The 18,400-nt window shown below is 64.6% G+C and carries 17 protein-coding genes; 11 read left to right on the forward strand and 6 right to left on the reverse strand.

What is annotated here, in order from left to right; translation table 11 throughout:
• Nucleotides 1-31 precede the first annotated feature (31 nt).
• The 4 genes from NLM25_RS28550 (at nucleotide 32) to NLM25_RS28565 (ending at nucleotide 4,133) form a co-directional block, all read left to right on the forward strand.
• Entirely contained in the window at nucleotides 32-1,279 is a 1,248-nt protein-coding gene (locus NLM25_RS28550; RefSeq protein ID WP_256570748.1) for an MFS transporter, read from the forward strand.
• A gap of 52 nt (nucleotides 1,280-1,331) precedes the next feature.
• On the forward strand, nucleotides 1,332-2,498 hold the full coding sequence (locus NLM25_RS28555) for a CynX/NimT family MFS transporter (RefSeq protein WP_254139210.1): 1,167 nt from the start codon (nucleotides 1,332-1,334) through the stop codon (nucleotides 2,496-2,498).
• A 68-nt stretch (nucleotides 2,499-2,566) separates the two neighbouring features.
• Complete coding sequence (locus NLM25_RS28560) at nucleotides 2,567-3,178, forward strand: PilZ domain-containing protein (protein WP_057744308.1); 612 nt, start codon at nucleotides 2,567-2,569, stop codon at nucleotides 3,176-3,178.
• 331 nt (nucleotides 3,179-3,509) lie between these two features.
• On the forward strand, nucleotides 3,510-4,133 hold the full coding sequence (locus NLM25_RS28565) for a transglutaminase-like cysteine peptidase (protein WP_254139211.1): 624 nt from the start codon (nucleotides 3,510-3,512) through the stop codon (nucleotides 4,131-4,133).
• 124 nt (nucleotides 4,134-4,257) lie between these two features.
• Here the strand turns inward: NLM25_RS28565 and NLM25_RS28570 are convergent, their stop codons facing one another.
• The 5 genes from NLM25_RS28570 to glsA all read right to left on the reverse strand — a co-directional run bounded on the left by NLM25_RS28570 (nucleotide 4,258) and on the right by glsA (nucleotide 11,187).
• Complete coding sequence (locus NLM25_RS28570; protein WP_254139212.1) at nucleotides 4,258-6,024, reverse strand: CYTH and CHAD domain-containing protein; 1,767 nt, start codon at nucleotides 6,022-6,024, stop codon at nucleotides 4,258-4,260.
• Nucleotides 6,025-6,472: 448 nt separating this feature from the next.
• Complete coding sequence (locus NLM25_RS28575; protein WP_254139213.1) at nucleotides 6,473-7,831, reverse strand: amidohydrolase family protein; 1,359 nt, start codon at nucleotides 7,829-7,831, stop codon at nucleotides 6,473-6,475.
• 17 nt (nucleotides 7,832-7,848) lie between these two features.
• Nucleotides 7,849-8,412, reverse strand: coding sequence for an HdeD family acid-resistance protein (locus tag NLM25_RS28580; RefSeq protein WP_254139214.1), 564 nt, complete (start codon nucleotides 8,410-8,412; stop codon nucleotides 7,849-7,851).
• A 72-nt stretch (nucleotides 8,413-8,484) separates the two neighbouring features.
• A complete protein-coding gene (locus tag NLM25_RS28585; protein ID WP_254139215.1) occupies nucleotides 8,485-10,125 on the reverse strand; it encodes an MFS transporter in 1,641 nt (546 codons plus the stop codon).
• Between the two features lie 66 nt (nucleotides 10,126-10,191).
• A complete protein-coding gene (gene glsA, locus NLM25_RS28590) occupies nucleotides 10,192-11,187 on the reverse strand; it encodes a glutaminase A (protein WP_254139216.1) in 996 nt (331 codons plus the stop codon).
• 371 nt (nucleotides 11,188-11,558) lie between these two features.
• Here glsA and NLM25_RS28595 point away from each other — a divergent pair, with 371 nt between their 5' ends.
• Complete coding sequence (locus NLM25_RS28595) at nucleotides 11,559-11,768, forward strand: hypothetical protein (RefSeq protein ID WP_254120802.1); 210 nt, start codon at nucleotides 11,559-11,561, stop codon at nucleotides 11,766-11,768.
• A gap of 18 nt (nucleotides 11,769-11,786) precedes the next feature.
• Here NLM25_RS28595 and NLM25_RS28600 read toward each other — a convergent pair whose 3' ends face one another.
• Nucleotides 11,787-12,494: a GntR family transcriptional regulator gene (locus tag NLM25_RS28600; RefSeq protein WP_254120804.1), complete on the reverse strand. Its 708-nt coding sequence runs from the start codon at nucleotides 12,492-12,494 to the stop codon at nucleotides 11,787-11,789.
• 254 nt (nucleotides 12,495-12,748) lie between these two features.
• Here NLM25_RS28600 and NLM25_RS28605 point away from each other — a divergent pair, with 254 nt between their 5' ends.
• The 6 genes from NLM25_RS28605 to NLM25_RS28630 all read left to right on the forward strand — a co-directional run bounded on the left by NLM25_RS28605 (nucleotide 12,749) and on the right by NLM25_RS28630 (nucleotide 18,318).
• On the forward strand, nucleotides 12,749-13,735 hold the full coding sequence (locus NLM25_RS28605) for an ABC transporter ATP-binding protein (protein ID WP_254120805.1): 987 nt from the start codon (nucleotides 12,749-12,751) through the stop codon (nucleotides 13,733-13,735).
• Nucleotides 13,736-13,777: 42 nt separating this feature from the next.
• Nucleotides 13,778-15,064 (forward strand): PotD/PotF family extracellular solute-binding protein, encoded by a 1,287-nt coding sequence (locus NLM25_RS28610; RefSeq protein ID WP_254139217.1) that lies wholly within the window; start codon nucleotides 13,778-13,780, stop codon nucleotides 15,062-15,064.
• Between the two features lie 4 nt (nucleotides 15,065-15,068).
• Nucleotides 15,069-16,028 carry an ABC transporter permease gene (locus NLM25_RS28615; protein ID WP_254139218.1) on the forward strand — a complete coding sequence of 320 codons (960 nt, stop codon included), beginning with the start codon at nucleotides 15,069-15,071 and terminating at the stop codon, nucleotides 16,026-16,028.
• A 3-nt stretch (nucleotides 16,029-16,031) separates the two neighbouring features.
• Complete coding sequence (locus tag NLM25_RS28620) at nucleotides 16,032-16,910, forward strand: ABC transporter permease (protein WP_254139219.1); 879 nt, start codon at nucleotides 16,032-16,034, stop codon at nucleotides 16,908-16,910.
• Nucleotides 16,911-16,914: 4 nt separating this feature from the next.
• On the forward strand, nucleotides 16,915-17,646 hold the full coding sequence (locus NLM25_RS28625; RefSeq protein ID WP_254139220.1) for an aspartate/glutamate racemase family protein: 732 nt from the start codon (nucleotides 16,915-16,917) through the stop codon (nucleotides 17,644-17,646).
• Nucleotides 17,647-17,823: 177 nt separating this feature from the next.
• Nucleotides 17,824-18,318: a hypothetical protein gene (locus NLM25_RS28630; RefSeq protein WP_254139221.1), complete on the forward strand. Its 495-nt coding sequence runs from the start codon at nucleotides 17,824-17,826 to the stop codon at nucleotides 18,316-18,318.
• The last annotated feature ends 82 nt before the right edge of the window (nucleotides 18,319-18,400 follow it).

Below are 18,400 nucleotides of genomic sequence, written 5' to 3' on the forward strand. Positions count from 1 at the left end.
AAGGCCGCAAGGGTCCTACCCAGGTGATCCCTTGAACCCCCTCCCCCAAAATCCCGTGGCCGCGTCCGGATCGTTCGCGGCGATGAAGTCCGTGCCGTACCGCCTCCAGTTCGTGGCTTACGTGCTGGCGATGATGGCCGACAATATCGAGCATGTGATCAGCTACTGGGTGGTGTTCCAGAAATTCCATTCGCCGGCGCTGGCGGGTTTCGCCGTGCTGTCGCACTGGCTGCCGTTCCTGCTGTTCTCGGTCGCCGTCGGCGGGCTCGCCGACCGGTTCGATCCGCGCCGCATCATCCAGTGCGGCATGCTGCTGTTCATCGTGGCATCAAGCGGCTGGGGCTACTTCTTCATCACCGACACGATCCAGATGTGGCACGCGATGCTGCTGCTGGTGATCCACGGCTGCGCCGGCGTGCTGTGGCAGACGCCGAACCAGCTGCTGCTCTACGACCTCGTCGGTCCGGCCGACCTGCCGAGCGCCGTTCGGCTGAACGCGATGGCGCGCTATCTCGGCATCCTGGTCGGCCCCGCCGTCGGCGGAATTATCATGCTGACGCTCGGCACCTCGCATGGCATCATCTTCAACACGCTGTTCTATCTGCCGATGCTGCTCTGGCTGTTCCGGGCGCCGGTCCGCGACACGAGTGTCGCCGTGCGGCGCTTCGCCGTGCGCGGTTTTGCCGACATCATGCTGACGATGCGTGCCATCGGCACGCAGCCGGTGCTGACCGCGATGACATGGCTCGCCGGCCTCACCTCCTTCATGATTGGCAACGCGTATCACGCGCAGATGCCGGGCTTTGCCGGTGATCTCGGCCATGGCGATCCCGGCGTGTCCTACAGCGTGCTGCTCGCGGCCGATGCGGCCGGCGCACTGCTCGCCGGCATCGCGCTGGAATCCTGGGGACGGCTCAAGGGCACGCCGCGCATCGCGATCACGCTCGCGATGCTCTGGAGCGTGGCGCTGCTCGGCTTCGCCGTGGTGCGGATCTATCCGGTTGCGATCGTGCTGTTGTTCTTTGCCGGCTTCTTCGAGCTGTCCTTCAACACCATGGCGCAGGCACTGGTGCAGTTGAACGCGCCGTCCGACATTCGCGGCCGGGTCGTCGGCCTCTACAACATGGCCGGGCTCGGGATGCGGGCCTTCAGCGGCATCACCGTCGGCTTGTTCGGCGCGGCGATCGGCATTCACTGGTCGCTCGGGCTTTCGGCAGCGGTGCTGCTGGCGCTGCTGTGTGTTCTCCATGGGCGCGCGACGAGGAAGGCAGCCGGTTGACTCCGGCCTCTCCCGACCGCACCCTCGGCTGAGGGCCTGGGGAGATGAGCCGTTGCGCAATCGCTGGGGCATTCTTGCGATCCTGTTCCTGGTTCGCCTCACCATCGCGTTCCAATTCCAAAGCGTGGCCGCGGTCGCGCCGCTGCTGCAACAGAGCTTTGGCGTCGGCATCGCCGATATCGGCATCCTGATCGGGCTCTACTTCACTCCCGGTATCGTCCTGGCGCTGCCAGGCGGCGCAATCGGCCGATTTCTCGGCGACAAGCCGACGACGATCGCCGCGTTGCTGCTGATGACGGCAGGCAGCCTCGTCATGGCCTCGACCGACATCTGGGGCTGGCAGATGGCAGGCCGGCTTACCTCCGGCGCCGGCGGCGTGCTGCTCACGGTCCAACTCACCAAGATGGCCACCGACTGGTTTGCGGGTAAGGAGATCGCCACCGCGATGGCGATCTTCGTCAATTCCTGGCCGGCCGGCGTTGGGATCTCTCTGCTGCTATTGCCGGCGCTCGGCACTGCCTATGGCGCAAGCAGCGTATTCCTTGCCGCAGCCGCGCTGACCGCGATCGGCGTTTTGCTGATCGCATTCTACCAGCCGCCGCCGGGCGCCACGGTCAGCGCGGCCGGCTCAGGCCGGCTCGATCCGCTTGCGCTGTCGGCGGTGATCGTCGCGGGCCTGATCTGGGGCCTCTATAATGTCGGCTTCGCCATGATCTTCTCGTTCGGCCCGTCGCTGCTCGCCGAGCGCGGCTGGAGCATCGCCGCCGCAGGCTCGGCGATCAGCGTCGTGATGTGGCTCTCGGTGATCTCGGTGCCCGCGGGCGGCTATCTCGCCGATCGCTTCAAGCGACCCTTTATACTGGCGATCGCGGCCAGCCTCGTCGTCGCCCTGCTGCTGGCCTGGCTGCCGAGGTCGGACGCCGTCATCACGATCCTCGTCCTGATTGGCCTGATCGGCGGCCACCCGGCCGGCCCGATCATGAGCCTGGCCGCCCGGGTGCTCGCGCCGGAGACGCGGGCGATCGGGATGGGCGTGTTCTACACTGTCTTCTATGCCGCGATGATGCTGGGGCCGGCGGTGGCGGGCCGGCTCGCCAAATCGGCCGGGACCGCCGCGGTCGCGCTCGACCTCGGCGCGCTGACGGTGCTGGCCTGCCCGCCCCTGATGTGGCTTTTCGAGCGCATTGTGTCTGTCCGTGACCGGCGCGCCCAATCCTAACGCGGCGTTAACCCTGTGCACCTTAGGGTCGTCGCGGACTCCGCCAGGCGGGGAGTCGGGTTGTGAAAATGGCGTTGGCGAACAAAAAATTTCTTCCGGCCGCCGAGGAACGTCGGCGTTTCCAGCGGGTGAAGGTCCACCTGCTCGGCCGTTACATGCTGCCGGATCGCCGTGAATTCCCCTGCCAGGTGATCAACATGTCGCCGGGCGGGCTCGCGCTGCTCGCTCCGGGCATCGGCAATGTCGGCGACCGCGTGGTCGCCTATCTCGACCATATCGGTCGCGTCGAGGGCAAGATCACCCGCATCATCGACAATGGTTTCGCCATGACGGTCGGTGCGACGCCGCGCAAGCGCGACAAGCTCGCGGCCCAGCTGACCTGGCTCGCCAACCGCGACATCCTCAATTTGCCGGAAGACCGCCGCCACGACCGTATCGTGCCGCGCAACCCGATCGCGGTGCTGACGCTCGAGGACGGCACCAAGATGACCTGCCGCATCATCGACCTGTCGCTATCAGGCGCGGCCATCGCCGCGGAGAACCGGCCGCCGCTGAAATCGACGGTTCTGCTCGGCCGGGTCCAGGGCCGTGTGGTCCGAAACCTTGAAGACGGCTTCGCGCTGGAGTTCATGCACGAGCAGCCGATCGAGACACTCGAAGAGAGCGTTACCGCGCGGTAAAGCGCGACGGCGTCAAAACCACTGTATTTCCAGCCCTGAAGGCGGCCTCCGCGATGCGGACGCCGCCTTTTTCATGCGTTTTGGTCGGTCGCGCGCGGGTTAACGCGAGAGCTCTTTGCACGTGGAAACGGCGGTTCCGCCAGTGTTTCCGCGTTAATCGATAAAGTTTGAATCAATTGCAGTATTCTCAGATTTTACTCAAATTTTCTTCAAGTATAGATCGAATTCGCTGCGCCTTTTACTTGCATTCGTCTCGACTTGACTTGGCCGACTTAGCGGCAACTCAAAAGCTCCGTGCGAAACGTGGTCCCAACAAGAAACGGGGGCCGCAATGTTTGATTTCAGGGGACAGGGGAAGGGACTGGCGCTGGCCGCCATGCTCTTCGGGATCAGCGCGGCAGCGCAGGCCGGCGAAGGCCGTCTGCTCTACGCGAGCCTCGGCGACACCACGCGTGCGCCGATCGGCTGGGTCGAGTTCTGTGCGGATAATGCCGCCCAGTGCCAGGGCGCGCCGACGCAACCGCGCGACATCGTGATGTCGCAGGCCGCATGGCGCGACCTCGTCAAGGTCAATCGCTGGGTCAACGAGACCGTCAAGCCTTTGACCGACCAGGAGCACTGGGGCGTGATCGAGAAGTGGTCGCTGCCGACCGATGGTTACGGCGACTGTGAAGACTACGTGCTGCTGAAGCGCAAGATGCTGATCGATGCCGGATGGCCGCGCGAGGCCCTGCTCATCACCGTCGTGCGTGACAAGAAGGGCGAAGGACACGCGGTGCTGACGGTGAAGACCGACAAGGGCGAGTTCGTTCTCGACAATCAGAACGAGAACGTCGTTGCCTGGACGGAGACCGGCTACCGCTTCGTCAAGCGCCAGTCACAGAGCGATCCCAATATCTGGGTCTCGCTCGGCGACACCAAGCCGGCGGTCTCCACCGCCAGCGCCAAGAACTAGCAGTCAGGAAAACGAGTTACGCGACCCGGTCACATCCCCACCCCTCCCCGTCCCAGACCGGTTCGCGCGCGGCCAGCCATCCCCCAATGGCTGGCCGCAACTTTTTTGGGGCTTCGAGAGGCGATCAATCCTGCTGAGCTTGCCGCGACCAGGGCACGCGCGCGGCGGTGAAATCGCGCCACGTGGCTTGCAGGGCCGGCTGCACGCCGACCGATGCGCGGGCCTGCCAGCCGGCGATCGCGGCCGCGGCGATGGCGCTGTCGGGCTCGGCACCGAGCCCGTCGAGCAGCGATGCCGTAACGGCCATGTCGTTGAAGGCGCCGAGCTCCTCCTGCAGACCGGCGAGCCTGCGCGAGAATTTTCTGGCGGACTTGCGATCCTCGAACAACGGCAGCAGGAACTCGCTGAGATAGCGCAGCCGCTTGGTCGCAAGACGCACCCGGTGCAGCTGCTCGGCGGGAAGCGACTTGAAGCGGCGGCCGCGCTTGAGCACCTTGGCATATTGCTCCGACAGGATGCGCTGCGCGAAGTTGACGGCGGGATCGGCGAGCTGGCCGAGATCTTCGGCGGCAACGTCGTTGCGCCAGCCCCGCGTCTCGATCCAGTTTCCGAGGCCGATCAGAAACACGGCGCAGCGGCGATCGTCGAGCGCATCATGCGCCTTGCGATAGGCGTCCGACTGGCGCTCGGCCGCAGCCCGGCCCAGCGCATCGAAGCCGGCGATCGACGGACAGGCCTTCGCGATCGTCGGCAAGGTCTCGAGCTGGAACACATCCCAGTCGCGCGCGGCCGACAGGTCTTGCGCCAGCCATTTTGCTTCCGAGCGCAGCGCGTCGAGATTGCTGAGCGCGCCGACCGACCGCATCAGGTCGAGCGCCGATCGCAGCCGGCGCAGCGAGACGCGAAGCTGATGCACGCCTTCCGGATTGCGGCCGTCCTCGGCCGCCGGCAGCGACTGAAGCAGATGAAGGAAGCATGACCGCAGGATCGTCGAAAAGGCCTCATCTAGCGTGACCGACGCATCGAGGCGAAGCTTTCGCGGGCGGCGCGCCGCCGGCGGCTCGTCGGCGGCAAGATCAAAACCGCGCGCCGACTTGGTACGGATGGACGGCTTCACCGCCCCCTGCTCGGCGAGCCGCAATGCGACCTCGTAGATCGCGCCGGCGCTGCCGCTCTTCAGCTCAAGCTCGATCTCGCTGACCGGCATCGCGCGGTCGCCGGCCGTCAGCTCACCTTGATCGAAGGCGATTTCGACCGAGCCGGACGGCAGGTCGATCACCCGCGCATGACGATGGATATCGGCGGTGAAGACGGCTTCGAGCGGCTGCACTTCAAGGCGACTGCGAAGCTTCTCCGGAATGAAAGGCATTGCCAGGGCGAGATCGGGCGCGAGCGAGGGCACGCTCGCCTCCCATTCGCCGCGGCGCAACGGATCGTCCACAGCGTCCGTCTTCACGGTCTGCACGAAGCGCGCGCCGCTTTGGCGGACGCGCAGGCTCAGGCCGTTGCGCCGAAGCAGCCGTTCGGGCGTGTCGTAATAGACCGACTTGAGATGCTTGCGCGTGCCCTTGTTGCGCGCGTTCGCCGCGATGACCGGCGCAGCGTTGAAATGCGCCATGCGATCGCCATCGACGACAAGCTTGAGCTCGATTTCACCGACCGGACGCGCGGCAGCGTTCGACTGGGGTGGCTCCGGTGCGGGCGTCACCTCTTGCGATGGCGTCTGATCCATCACAGCACCCTCGATCGCAGGTTCCGTGCGGGGCTCGGCCGGTTCACGCGGCCTGAGGAAGCCGGCGACGATTTGCGTTCTCTTACTATCCTTTGGGACAGGATTCCCGTCCGGCGCGCTCATCGCTTTGCGAGCCGGCGTAGTGTCTGATTTCAGCATTTCCGGTGACATGACAGTTCTATGACAGAGCACCAGCATATAGCCGGTCAGGCCCGCGAGGAATAGTCACGTTACGTCGCAGCACATCATGGTCCACATGCACATGGCGCACGCCGGACATCGAAGAGGACTGTCATAATTCGCTTGGCGTCACGAATTAAATTGCCGCGGCGTACAGCAAGTGATCGAATTGATAGCGAATCTCGCATTGTTCGAAACCGAGATGAACGCGTCAGCGAGCTTGACTCATGCTAGCCGAAAAATTCTTTCTGGTTTTGGAGACGCTTAGAAGTCACGCGGACGATGACAGCCCCGAAATTGTGACAAGCCGCATCGTGACGAACCGTGCGCAGCCGGCTGCGGTTCCGGAGGCCGAGTCCGATTCACGGCGCAAAAATCCGATTGCGGGCGAACGGGACTAGAAACGATCCAGGGACGGGCCGGTGCGTCAGTGCGCGAGCGTGTTCTTGTAGACCTTGCCGTCCTTCATGATCACCAGAAAATTTTTGGCGGGATCCTCGACCAGCTTGATGTTGTCGAGCGGATTGCCGTCGACCAGCAGGAGATCCGCGAGCGCGCCCTCGACCACCACGCCGAGCTTGCCGGGATAGGGATTGCGCAGGCCGGAGAGGTTCAGCAGTTCGGCATTCGTCGATGTCGCCATGGCGAGCGCTTCGGCCGGCGTGTACCAGCGCGTCAGCGCGGCCAGCATTGAGCCCTGCTTGTCCGCCAGCGCCTTCGAGAACAGGACGTCGGTGCCGAACGCGGTCTTGATGCCGTACTTTTTCGCCAGCCCATAGACCCGGTCGGTGCCGGCAACCACCTGCCGCATCTTGTCCTGCTCTGCAGGTCCAAGCGCGGCAGCTCCGGCGAGATCGAGGAATGGTTGCGTGCTGAGCCAGATTCCCTTCTCCGCCATCAGCCGGGCGCTCGCCTCGTCCATGAGATGGCCATGCTCGATGCATCTGACGCCGGCTGCGACCGAGCGCTGGATCGCGACCGGCGTGTAGGCGTGGGTCGCGACATAGGTGCCCCAATTGTCGGCGGCTTCGACCGCCGCGCGCAACTCGGGCTCGGTGAAGGTGGAGACATCGAGCGGACTGAACGGCGATGCGACGCCGCCGCCCGCCGTGAGCTTGACCTGCGAAGCACCCCGCATCAATTGCTCGCGCGCGCGAACCCGGACTTCGTCCGGACTGTCGGCGACCATGCTGCCGCCGATCTGCTCCATGCGGCTCAGCATTCCCCCGATCGTGCGCGGCAGATCAGAGAGCTGACGGAAGTCGCCATGGCCGCTGGTGATGGTGATCATCGCGCCGGAGGGATAGATGCGGGGACCGGCGACGAGATCCTCGTCGATGGCCTGCTTTAACCCGAAGGAAGGTCCCCCCATGTCGCGCACGGTGGTGAAGCCGCGCATCAGCGTCGCCGTCGCCTCGGCCGCGGCGAGCAGATTGTTGTAGCCGACATCGCCTGCGAGCGCGGCCATCGGCGTGGGGCGCACCAGCATCGCGTGCCAATGCGCGTCGATCAGCCCCGGCATCAGCACGCGTCCGCCGCCGTCGATCACTTGCGCGGCGGCGGTCATGTCGCCAGCCGAGATCTTCTCGATGATCTTGTTCCGGACAAGAACACTGGACGGTGCGGAGAGTGAAGCTGACTTGCCGTCGAATATCCTGATGTTGCGGAACAGGACCGTGGAGTCCTGCTGCGCCAATGCCGGCAAAGAGAGACCGAAGACCGCTCCAGCGAAACCAAGCAACGTGGCGGCTCGCACGAGCGCCAGCGGCGTACTCCAACCTGACATATGAAATCTCCGCCGCGCTATGCGGGTTTTGCTGCGGGTAGCCAGGCGAAGGTCAGCCACCCGATGCCGTGGGACAGAAGGTCGATGCCAAGCAGCAATCCCAGCACCCAGAGTCCCGTCATCGGAAAGCCCGTGAGGATGATGAGACCCGCGACAACGCCGAACAGGCCGGACGCGACCATGATGCCGCCGCCCTGCTGCCAGCGGCCGATGCCGACCAGCACACGCACGACACCGGAGACCAGCAGCGCGATGCCCAGCACATAGGTGAGCAGGAGGGCGCCGGTCAGCGGCTGGCTGACGAGAATGATGCCGAAGGCGATGTAGAGGGCGCCGAGTATGATCTGCCAGACCAAGCCGCCCCAACCTTTGGTCCAGAACGCGTGGAAGATCTCGAAGGCGCCCGCGGCGATCGCCATCCAGCCGATGAACAGCGCGCTGACCACCGTGAAGAGCGCGATGTCGCCCAGCACCATCAGTCCCGCGAAGACCATGAACAGGCCCAGCAGCACGCACACCCAGCGCCGCGGTTGCGGCAAGCCGGTCGCGCCCATCGGCGAACTATGGTCGTATGTCGTCATGATATCCTCCTCCTTTTATCTCCAACGGCAGCCACAGCTCTCCCTCACGAAGTCCGCGCCCTTTTCTTCAATTCAGGTTTTCGCAGCTGGCTCATCGCTGGGAATCTCACCCGGCAGATAGCCGGGAAGCCGTCCCGCCGGGATGATCGCGATCAGCGCGAGACCCGCCATGATGAGCAGCCCGATCTTCAGCGCGCGCAGCCGCGCCTCGGTGTTGACCCGCACGGCCTCCGCGACCTGCTGCGGCGATCCGCTGGTGCCTTCCAGCACGCTGCGCAGGCGGTCGTTGCTGACGAAGGTGATGTTGTCGAGATCGACCTGGGCCTGAAGCTCCGGCGTCAGCACAGGGCTCGCCGTGATCTTGCCGAGCGCGATGGTGCTGAGCAGGCCGACCATGAGCGCGCCCGCCACCGCCGTTCCGACCGCCGAGGCCAGATTCTGCGTCGTGCCACGCAAGGAGCCGACGTCGCCGGCGAGCGTCTTCGGCGACGACGTCACCAGGACGTTGAACAGCAGCGTCACCAGCGAACCCTGGCCGATGCCGAACAGGACGAGCCCGAACAGCACGGGAACCTCGCTCCAGTCGTTACGCACGACGAAAGCAAGCCAGACCAAGCCGACTGTGCAGAACGCGAAACCGTAGCGGCCGATCTGGCGAGGCGTCAGCCGCTCGTAGACATTGACGATCAGCATTGCCGAGAAGAAGACCGTGAGGTTGAACGGCATCATCGCAATCGCAGTCGCAAGCGGCGTCCGTCCCTGCACGATCTGGATGTAGAGCGGCACGGTGAAGTTCAAGGCGGCCTCGAGCGCGACCACCGCGAACAGCGCATAGACCGCGCAGCGTTCCTCAACCGAGTCGATCACCGCGAGTGCCAGGAGCGGCGTCTTGCCTGCGGCCTGGCGCCGGTGGGTCCACATCAGGAACGCCTGGCCAAGCACGATGCCGAGCACGATCATGACCGGCGCGGGTGAGAGACCGAGCAGATCGAACGGCGCGTTCGCCGTCGCCACCGCGAGGCCCCAGCCGTTCAGATTGTTGAAGCCGAAGCTGATCAGAATGATCGCGCTTGCGGCAAGCATCACGCCGACGAGATCGATCTGCACGTCGGGCCGGCCGCGGTCGGGCTTGAGGCGGAAGCTCATCAGGAAAACGATGGCGGAGGCCGCGATCAGGACGCCGAAGGCCGGCCGCCAGCCGATGTAGGTTCCCAGCACGCCGCCGATGACGAAGGCCAAAACGCCCGCGGCTGCGCGTGCCGAACCGAGCGCGCCCAGTGCGGTCGCCTGCTGCCGGCCGGCATAGTTCTCGGCGATCAGCGCCACGAGCGATGGCACGATCACCGCGCCGGCTGCGCCGCAGAGTGCCTGCGCCGAAATCATGACCGTGGCCGAGGGGCTGAACGTCATCATGAGCTGCGACACGAAGAACAGCACCACGGCGCCGCGGAACACCTGCAACGCGCCAAAACGCTGCGCGAGCTTGGCGCCGAGCATCACGAAGCCCGCGACCAGCATCGAGTAAGCGACAATTCCGGTTGCGACCGTGGTCGGCGCCACGCCGAAGCTCGCAACCATGCCGCCCATCGCCACCGGCAAGGATGCCACATTGAATGACATGATCATCTGGCCGAGTGCGATTGCGATCATGGGAACCCATGACGCGCGCTCCTCCTGGTGAATACCGCCGATCGACATTGTTTGCGTGACCATGACGTCCTCCGGCTTGATCGGTGTTGCGATCGGCTAGGCCGCCCGGCCCACCGACCTCTCGGGCATTCATTGCTCCGGTTGCGACACGAACAGATCCATCCCCAGCCGCTGCGACAGGAACTTTGCGGCAAGCTGCCCCCGCACGCTGTTGCCGGCGGCATCGAGCGGCGGCGCGAAGGTGCCGAAGCCGCCCTTGCCCGGCGACACCGCGACGATGCCGCCGCCGATCCCGCTCTTCCCGGGCAGCCCGATGTCGTAGAGCCAGTCGCCCGAGGTCTCGTAGAGGCCGGCCGTGATCATGACGGCGAGCGCGTAGTGACAGACCGACGCATCGACCACGCGCTGCTTCGTCACCGGATTGACGCCGCCGTCGGCCAGCGTCGCACCCATCACGGCGAGATCGCGGGCGCTCACATTGAGCGAGCATTGCCGCGTGTAGAGATCGGTCGCCTCCTTTGCATCGCAATAGATGCGGTCGTAGCTCTCCAGCAGTCGCGCGATGCTGCGATTGCGAAAATTGGTCTCCGAGGCCGATGCGTAGACCTCTTCGTTGAGCGGCAGCTTGCGGCCGGCAAAGCGCGACAGCCCGTCATGGATAAATGCCCATCTGTCCGCGGCGGTGGCGCCCGGCGCGAGGCTGGTCGTGGCGATCGCACCGGCATTCACCATCGGATTAGTACGGCCGCTGCCCTGCTCGATCGCGGCGAGCGAGTTGAACGGGAGCCCGGTGGCGTTCGCGCCGAGCTTTGCGCGTGCCTCCTCCGGCCCGATGGTCTCGCAAACCAGTGCGAACAGGAACGGTTTTGACACGCTCATGATGGAGAATTCGTAGTCGACCTCGCCGGCGCCATAGACCTGCCCGCTGGTTGCGACGACACAGACGCCGAACAGCTCGCTCGGCACGCGCACGAGCGCGGGATAGACCTGCGAGTTGCTTCCGTCGCGATTTGATTGAAACCGTCGCTGCGCTTCGTTCACCAGCGACTGCACGATCTCCGGGCCGGGCAAGTGGCCGGTCGAGACGTAAGCCGTCTCTCGTTCGTCAGCCAGAGGTCGCGCCATGGCACCACTCCGCAGAACGGATTCAACGCATGTCGGCTCCGTTCTAGAACTCGACGCTTATGCGTCAGTTGATGCTGGCGCCCAGGCGGAGTCAATTTGCAACCATAGGGAGATTCTGCAGCCCAGCCATACGACTTCAGGAGAGTGCGGAGGGCTGCGACAAATAGTCAGGAATTTTCAGCAACCACGTAAGTGTTGCTGTCCCGCTTGCATCGAACTCAAATCAAAAGGCGGACATCGCTTCGAAGCCAACGTCAACGACAGATTGCAACGACTCTCAACAAGAGTACGATCTCGGCCGTTCTGCGACACGTGGGCATGGGGCGCGAGGAAGCATCGAAGCAGACTGACACAAGTGAACGAGGCGCAACATGGTGGCACAGACGAGTGACGGACATATTCTGCTGACCAAGAAGCTCGGCGGGCTCCTTGCAATCATCTTCGGATGCCTGCTGACCGCCGTCGGCGTGACATACGAATCTACCGGCACGACGATTTTGGGCGTGCTGTTTCTTGCGCTCGGCGCCGTTCTGCTGGTGCTGAAGATCGTCAGGCGAAACCAGGGACCGCCGCTGGCCTGACCGGCACGCGCGTCTCGCTCACGCACCGAGCACGTCGGCGAGTCGCAACTCGTCGGCGGCGGGATCCTTCAGGAACAGCTCGGCCTCGATCTCGTTCAGATGCGACAGCATCTGCGCGCGCGCGGCCTCTCTGTCGCGCTTGCGGATCGCGGCGACGATGCCGGCGTGGTGGTCGGTGCCGCAGGCCGGCGTGTCGTGACGGCGATAGAGCAGGATGATGAGCGAGGAGCGCGCGATCAGCTCCTTCAGGAAACCGAGATAGATGCTGTGACCGCTCATCTCGGCGACGAGACGATGAAACTCGCCCGAGAGCCGGACCGAGGCGCGCGCGTCGCCGCGCAGCTCCGCCTCGCGCTCCTCGGAGAGATGCTGGCCGAGACGGCCGAGCCACGCCGGCGACACCGCATCGATGGCGCGATCGACGATGGTTGGCTCGATCAGGCGGCGCGCCTCGAACACCTCGCGGGCGTCGGCGGGCGTCGGACGCGCGACGAAGGCGCCGCGGTTTTTCTCGATGTTGACGATGCCTTCATGCGCAAGCTGCTGGAGCGCCGTGCGGACCAGGGTGCGGCTGGCGCCGTAGATCTCGCCGATCTCGTCCTCGCCGAGCTTCGTGCCGGGCAGCAGGCGATGCTCGAGGATCGCGGCGGTCACGCCCTCCCTGATACGGCTGACGCGATCGCTCGCATCTGGCGCATCGGATTTCGGACGGGACTTGGCGGCCATGGGTGTGAGGGCTCGATCGGCGACGTTCGGCTTGGAATGTTAGTCGAGGAGCTGTATCCAATCACAGGCGAAACTTTATACAATCCGCGCACATTTTGTGTGCATATGACCGCGAACGCGGCGGGCATCCAGAATGCGCCGGATTCGCTCTAACAATCTGACACCGCTGCACAGTTTGGGAATTTTGCCGGCCAAGGGCGGTTGGCACGGACCTTGCGGAGAGACGGGAGCATCGCCCCTCCCTCGGACACGCCATGGCCACTCCCGCCGCTATCGAACTGGTCGCCGTCAGCAAGCGCTACGACACGACGCTGGCGGTCGATAACGTCAACCTGAAGATCCCGGCCGGCACCTATTGCTGCCTGCTCGGCCCCTCCGGCTGCGGCAAGACCTCGACCCTGCGGATGATCGCGGGCCACGAGGCGGTCAGCGAAGGCGACATCATCCTCGGTGCGCAGAACGTGACCGAGCTCGAGCCCGCCAAGCGCGGCACGGCGATGATGTTCCAGTCCTACGCGCTGTTTCCGCATCTGACCGTGCTCGACAACGTGGCGTTTGCCCTCAAGATGCGCGGCGTCGACCGCGCCATCAGGCACAAGCGCGCCGGCGAATTGCTGGAGCTGGTGGCAATGACACCCTATGCGGGCCGTCTCCCGGCACAGCTCTCCGGCGGCCAGCAGCAGCGCGTGGCGCTGGCTCGCGCACTGATCACCGAGCCGCAGATCCTGCTGCTCGACGAGCCGCTCTCCGCGCTCGATCCGTTCCTGCGGGTGAAGATGCGCGGCGAGTTGAAGCGGCTTCAGCGCGAGCTCGGCATCAGCTTCATCCAGGTCACCCACGGCCAGGAAGAAGCGATGGCGCTCGCCGACCACATCGTGGTGATGAACCAGGGCAGGATCGAGCAGCAGGGCACCGCGCGCGACATCTTCCACCACCCCCGCACCGAATTCGTGGCGCGCTTCATCGGCGGCCACAACGTCCTCACCGACGCCGGAAACCGCATCGCCGTGCGCGCCGATCAGCTCGGCATCGTACCGTTCGCAGAGGGCGCGTTCGGCGCGCCGGCGCTGCTGACCCAGACCGAGTACCAGGGCTCCTACATCGCCGTCTCGCTCACGCTCGACGACGGCACCGCCCTGTTCTCCCACCTTCCCGAGGCCGCCTTCGACGTCCACCCGTTCCGTCCGGGCGATCGCGTGCTGGCCACCTGGGATCCCGCCAAGGCGCAGCGTCTGCAATAGCGCCGATCGATCAGTGGAATGCGCAACAGAGGAGTGACTGATATGACCGAGACGACCAAGAAGGGCCTCAGCCGCCGCACCCTGCTCAAGGGCAGCGCTGGTATCGCGGGCCTCGCCGCCGGCTCCGGCGCCATCACCGGCTTTCCCTATGTGAAGTCGGCAGAGACCAAGGTGCTGCGCTATCTCGGCACCGCCGTGAACGAGGGCGACGACATCTCCAAGCAGTGCCTGAAGGACACCGGCATCAAGATCGAATACATCACCGCGACCACCGACGACGTCACCAAGCGCGTGATGACCCAGCCGAACTCCTTCGACGTGCTGGACACCGAATATTTCTCGCTGAAGAAGATCGTGCCGTCGGGCAACATCCTTGCGCTCGACGCCAGGAAGATCAAGGAGTTCGACAACATCACGCCGGTCTTCACCAAGGGCGAGACCCCCGGCGGCAAGAAGATCGGCGGCCAGGGCACGGCGCCCTGGAAGGTGCTCTATCTCGAAGGCAAGGACTCCAAGAAGTTCGCGACCTCGGCGACCGAATTCGTCACGCTGATCCCGACCGTCTACAACGCCGACACGCTCGGCATCCGCCCCGACCTGATCAAGCGGCCGATCAGCTCGTGGTCCGAGCTGCTCAATCCTGAGTTCAAGGGCAAGGCCTCGATCCTCAACATCCCTTCGATCGGCATCATGGATGCCGCCATGGTCGTGGAAGCCACCGGCAAGTACAAATATGCCGACAAGGGCAACATGACCAAGGAAGAGATCGATCTCACCATGAAGGTGATGACCGAGGCCAAGAAGGCCGGTCAGTTCCGCGCCTTCTGGAAGGACTTCAACGAGAGCGTCAACCTGATGGCTTCAGGTGAAACGGTGATCCAGTCGATGTGGTCGCCGGCGGTGACGAAGGTGCGCTCGATGGGCATCCCCTGCACCTTCCAGCCGCTGAAGGAAGGCTATCGCTCCTGGGCCTCGGGCTTCTGCGTCTCCAAGGGCGTCTCGGGTGCCAAGCTCGAATGGGCCTATGAGTTCGTCAACTGGTTCCTGTCCGGCTATGCCGGCGCCTATCTCAACCGCCAGGGCTACTACTCTGCCGTGCTCTCCACCGCGAAGGCGCACATGGAGCCGTACGAGTGGGCGTACTGGATGGAAGGCAAGGCGGCCGAGAAGGACATCAAGGCGCCAGACGGCTCGCTGCTCGAGAAGGCCGGTGCGGTGCGCGACGGCGGCTCCTACGAGGACCGCATGGGCGGCGTCGCCTGCTGGAACGCCGTGATGGACGAGAACGACTACATGGTCCGCAAGTGGAACGAGTTCATCGCGGCGTAATTTGATGGACACGTCAGAGGACATCCTGCAACAGGCGTCCCCGGGCTTGATCCCGGGGTCGGGCACAGCGCGCGCCGCGAAAGTGACGCGCCTGTCGCCCTCCTTCATCTCCTGGCTTCAGGCCGGGCCGATGATGCTGGTGTTTCTCGCCTTCTTCCTGATCCCGCTGGTGTTCGTCGTCATCGTCTCGTTCTGGGACTACAATGAATACCAGTTGCTGCCGGCCTTCTCCGGCCGTGGCTACACCGACACGTTCGAAGGCTGCATCGCGCAGCTCCCCGATCTCTGCACCATCGCCAAGACCTATCTGAAGACGCTGAAGCTGTGCTTCCTGGTCTGGGTCATCACGCTCTTCATCGGCTTCTGGGTCGCCTACTTCCTGGCCTTCCACGTCAAGTCCAAGACCTGGCAGATGGGGCTGTCGCTGCTCTGCACGATCCCGTTCTGGACCTCCAACGTGATCCGCATGATCGCGTGGATTCCCCTCCTCGGCCGCAACGGGCTGGTGAACTCCGGCCTCGTCAAAGCGGGGCTGATCAACCACCCGATCGAATGGCTGCTGTTCTCCGAATTCTCCGTGGTGCTGGCGCTGGTCCACCTCTTCACGTTCTTCATGGTGGTGCCGATCTTCAACTCGATGATACGCATCGACAAGGCGCTGATCGAGGCGGCCTATGACGCCGGCGCCACCGGCTTCCAGACGCTGGTCAACGTCATCATTCCGCTCGCCAAGCCGGGCATCGTGATCGGCTCGATCTTCGTCATCACCATCGTGATGGGCGACTTCATCACCATCGGCGTGATGGGCGGCCAGCAGATCGCCGCTGCGGGCAAGATCATCGAGACGCGGGTCAACGCGCTGCAATTCCCCGCGGCAGCGGCCAACGCCGTGATCCTGCTCGCGATCACCTTCCTGATCATCACCATGATGTCGCGCATCGTCGACATCAAGAAGGAGCTCTAGAGCATGAAGGAAGGACGCCCGCGCTCGTTCTACGTGCTCGCGACCTTCTTCGCGGCCTATGTACTGTTCCTCTATGGCCCGATGATCGCGATCTACGTGCTGTCGTTCCAGGGGCCGCAGGGCGGCCTCACCTTCCCGATGAACGGCGTGTCGACCTTCTGGATCGCAAAACTGTTCCAGGGCACCGGCATCGTCGATCTTGGCGCGGCCTTCCGCCGCTCGCTGCTGCTCGGCATTATCGTGATGATCGTCACCGTCGTGCTGTCGGTCGCTGCCGGCATGGCCTTCCGCCGCAAGTTCAAGGCGCAGGGCATCCTGTTCTATTCGGCGATCGCGAGCCTGATCGTGCCCTCGATCATCACCTCGCTCGGCATCTCGCTTGAATTCCGCATCATCGACGACCTGATCAAGGCGCATTGGAACGAGAACTTCGAGACCTCGATGGGCCTGCTCACGTCAGGCTTAGGTGCACACCTCACCTGGACGCTGCCGTTCGGCCTGCTCATCATGTTCGCGATCTTCAACCGCTTCGATCCGCGCCTCGAGGAAGCCGCGCGCGATCTCGGCGCGACGCCATGGCAGGCCTTCCGCCATGTCGTGCTGCCGATCATCCTGCCTTCGGTGATCGGCATTGGCCTGTTCGGCTTCACGCTGTCCTGGGACGAGCTTGCCCGCTCCAGCCAGGCGATCGGGGCGGTGAATACATTGCCGCTCGATCTCCAGGGCCTCACCACCACCGTGACGAACCCCGACATCTATGCGCTCGGCACCGTGATCTCGGCGGTCTCGTTCACGGTGATCACGCTTGCGCTCGGCACCATCCACGTGCTCAACAAGCGGCAGGCGGCCAAGGGCTCGGACGCCGGCCAAGGACTCGTCTGATCCGATGCGACTTCACGTCGTCAATCCCAACACAACCGCGTCGATGACGGCGAAGATCGCTGCCGCCGCGCGAGCGGTTGCGCTCCCCGACACCGTGATCGATGCACGTCAGCCCAGCATGGGCCCGGTCTCGATCGAGGGATTTTACGACGAGGCCTTCGCCGTCCCCGGTATGCTCGGCTGCATCCGCGACGCCGACCGCGACGGCGCTGACGCGCACATCATCGCCTGCTTCGACGACACCGGCCTGGATGCCGCGCGCGCCGCTGCGAAAGCGCCGGTGATCGGCATCGGCGAAGCCGGCTTCCACATGGCGAGTCTGATCGCGGCGCGCTTTGCCGTGGTCACGACGCTCGGTGTCTCCATCGTGCCGATCGAACATAATTTGCGGAAATACGGTCTCGCCGAGCGCTGCGCCCGCGTCCGCGCCGCCGAGGTGCCGGTGCTCGCGCTCGAGGAGCGCAACACTGATGCGCTCAACAAGATCTCCGCCGAGATCACGGCGGCAATCCGCGACGACCGTGCCGAGGCCATCGTGCTCGGCTGCGCCGGCATGGCCGACCTCGCCGCCGAGCTTTCCGCCACACACGGCCTGCCCGTGGTCGACGGCGTCGCCGCGGCGGTCACGCTGGCAGAATCAGCCGTGCGGCTGGGGCTGAAGACGTCCCGGCTCGGGCCCTACGCGGCGCCGCGCGCGAAGACCTATTCCGGGCCGTTTTCGCCGTTTCAGCCCTGATCACGTCCTCTTTGGGGCCTTCTGGAGGCCTCAAGGCCAGCTGATTGCTGGATTTTTTGCCCTTAGCCTCTTTTTGGTCCCATTCCTTGCCGAAATCTAACGTTTTCGGGACCCCCGGCCGCCCATAGGTAGCCGGTCTTCGCCACGCACCAAGTTTCAATTTGGGTTTTGTCAGCGATGATCGATCTCGCACGGGACACGCCGTCCAATCCCCTCCTTCGCTTGGGCGCCCAGCCTATCGCGCTGACCGCCGCTGCCCTTCTCTTGCTGGTCGCCGGCGTGACCTCGATCGCGATCTGGCGCGCCTATACCGGCTCAGCTCCCGAGGCCGACCGGGTCGTGGCATCGCGGCAGCTCCAGGCCCGCACGGCCCAGGCGTCCGAGCAACTCGTCGAGAAGACCAAGGGGCTGGAGGCGACCCAGCAGGAATCGATCGACCAGCTCCAGCTCGTGCAGGACCAGCTCCAGACCATGAAGCGACTGATGGCGGCGCAGCAAGCCGACACCAAGCGCCTGTCCGAGCAGGTCACGACACTGAACGAGTCCATCGACAATCTGCGGCAGTCCTTTGCCAGCGCCCGGGCTACGGAGGCCGAGACCCCCTCGGTTACCCGCAGGAAACCGGCGCGGCACCGTGTCCACGCCAGCGCCCGCAAGCGCTCGCGCGGCTAGCCGGGTCACGGCCGGCGCTTTAAATTTTCTGACTTGTGAACTGGATCACATTCCCCCGTATGATTCCGCTTCATGCTCTCCG

It is taken from the genome of Bradyrhizobium sp. CCGB01, assembly GCF_024199795.1.
Lineage (GTDB): Bacteria > Pseudomonadota > Alphaproteobacteria > Rhizobiales > Xanthobacteraceae > Bradyrhizobium.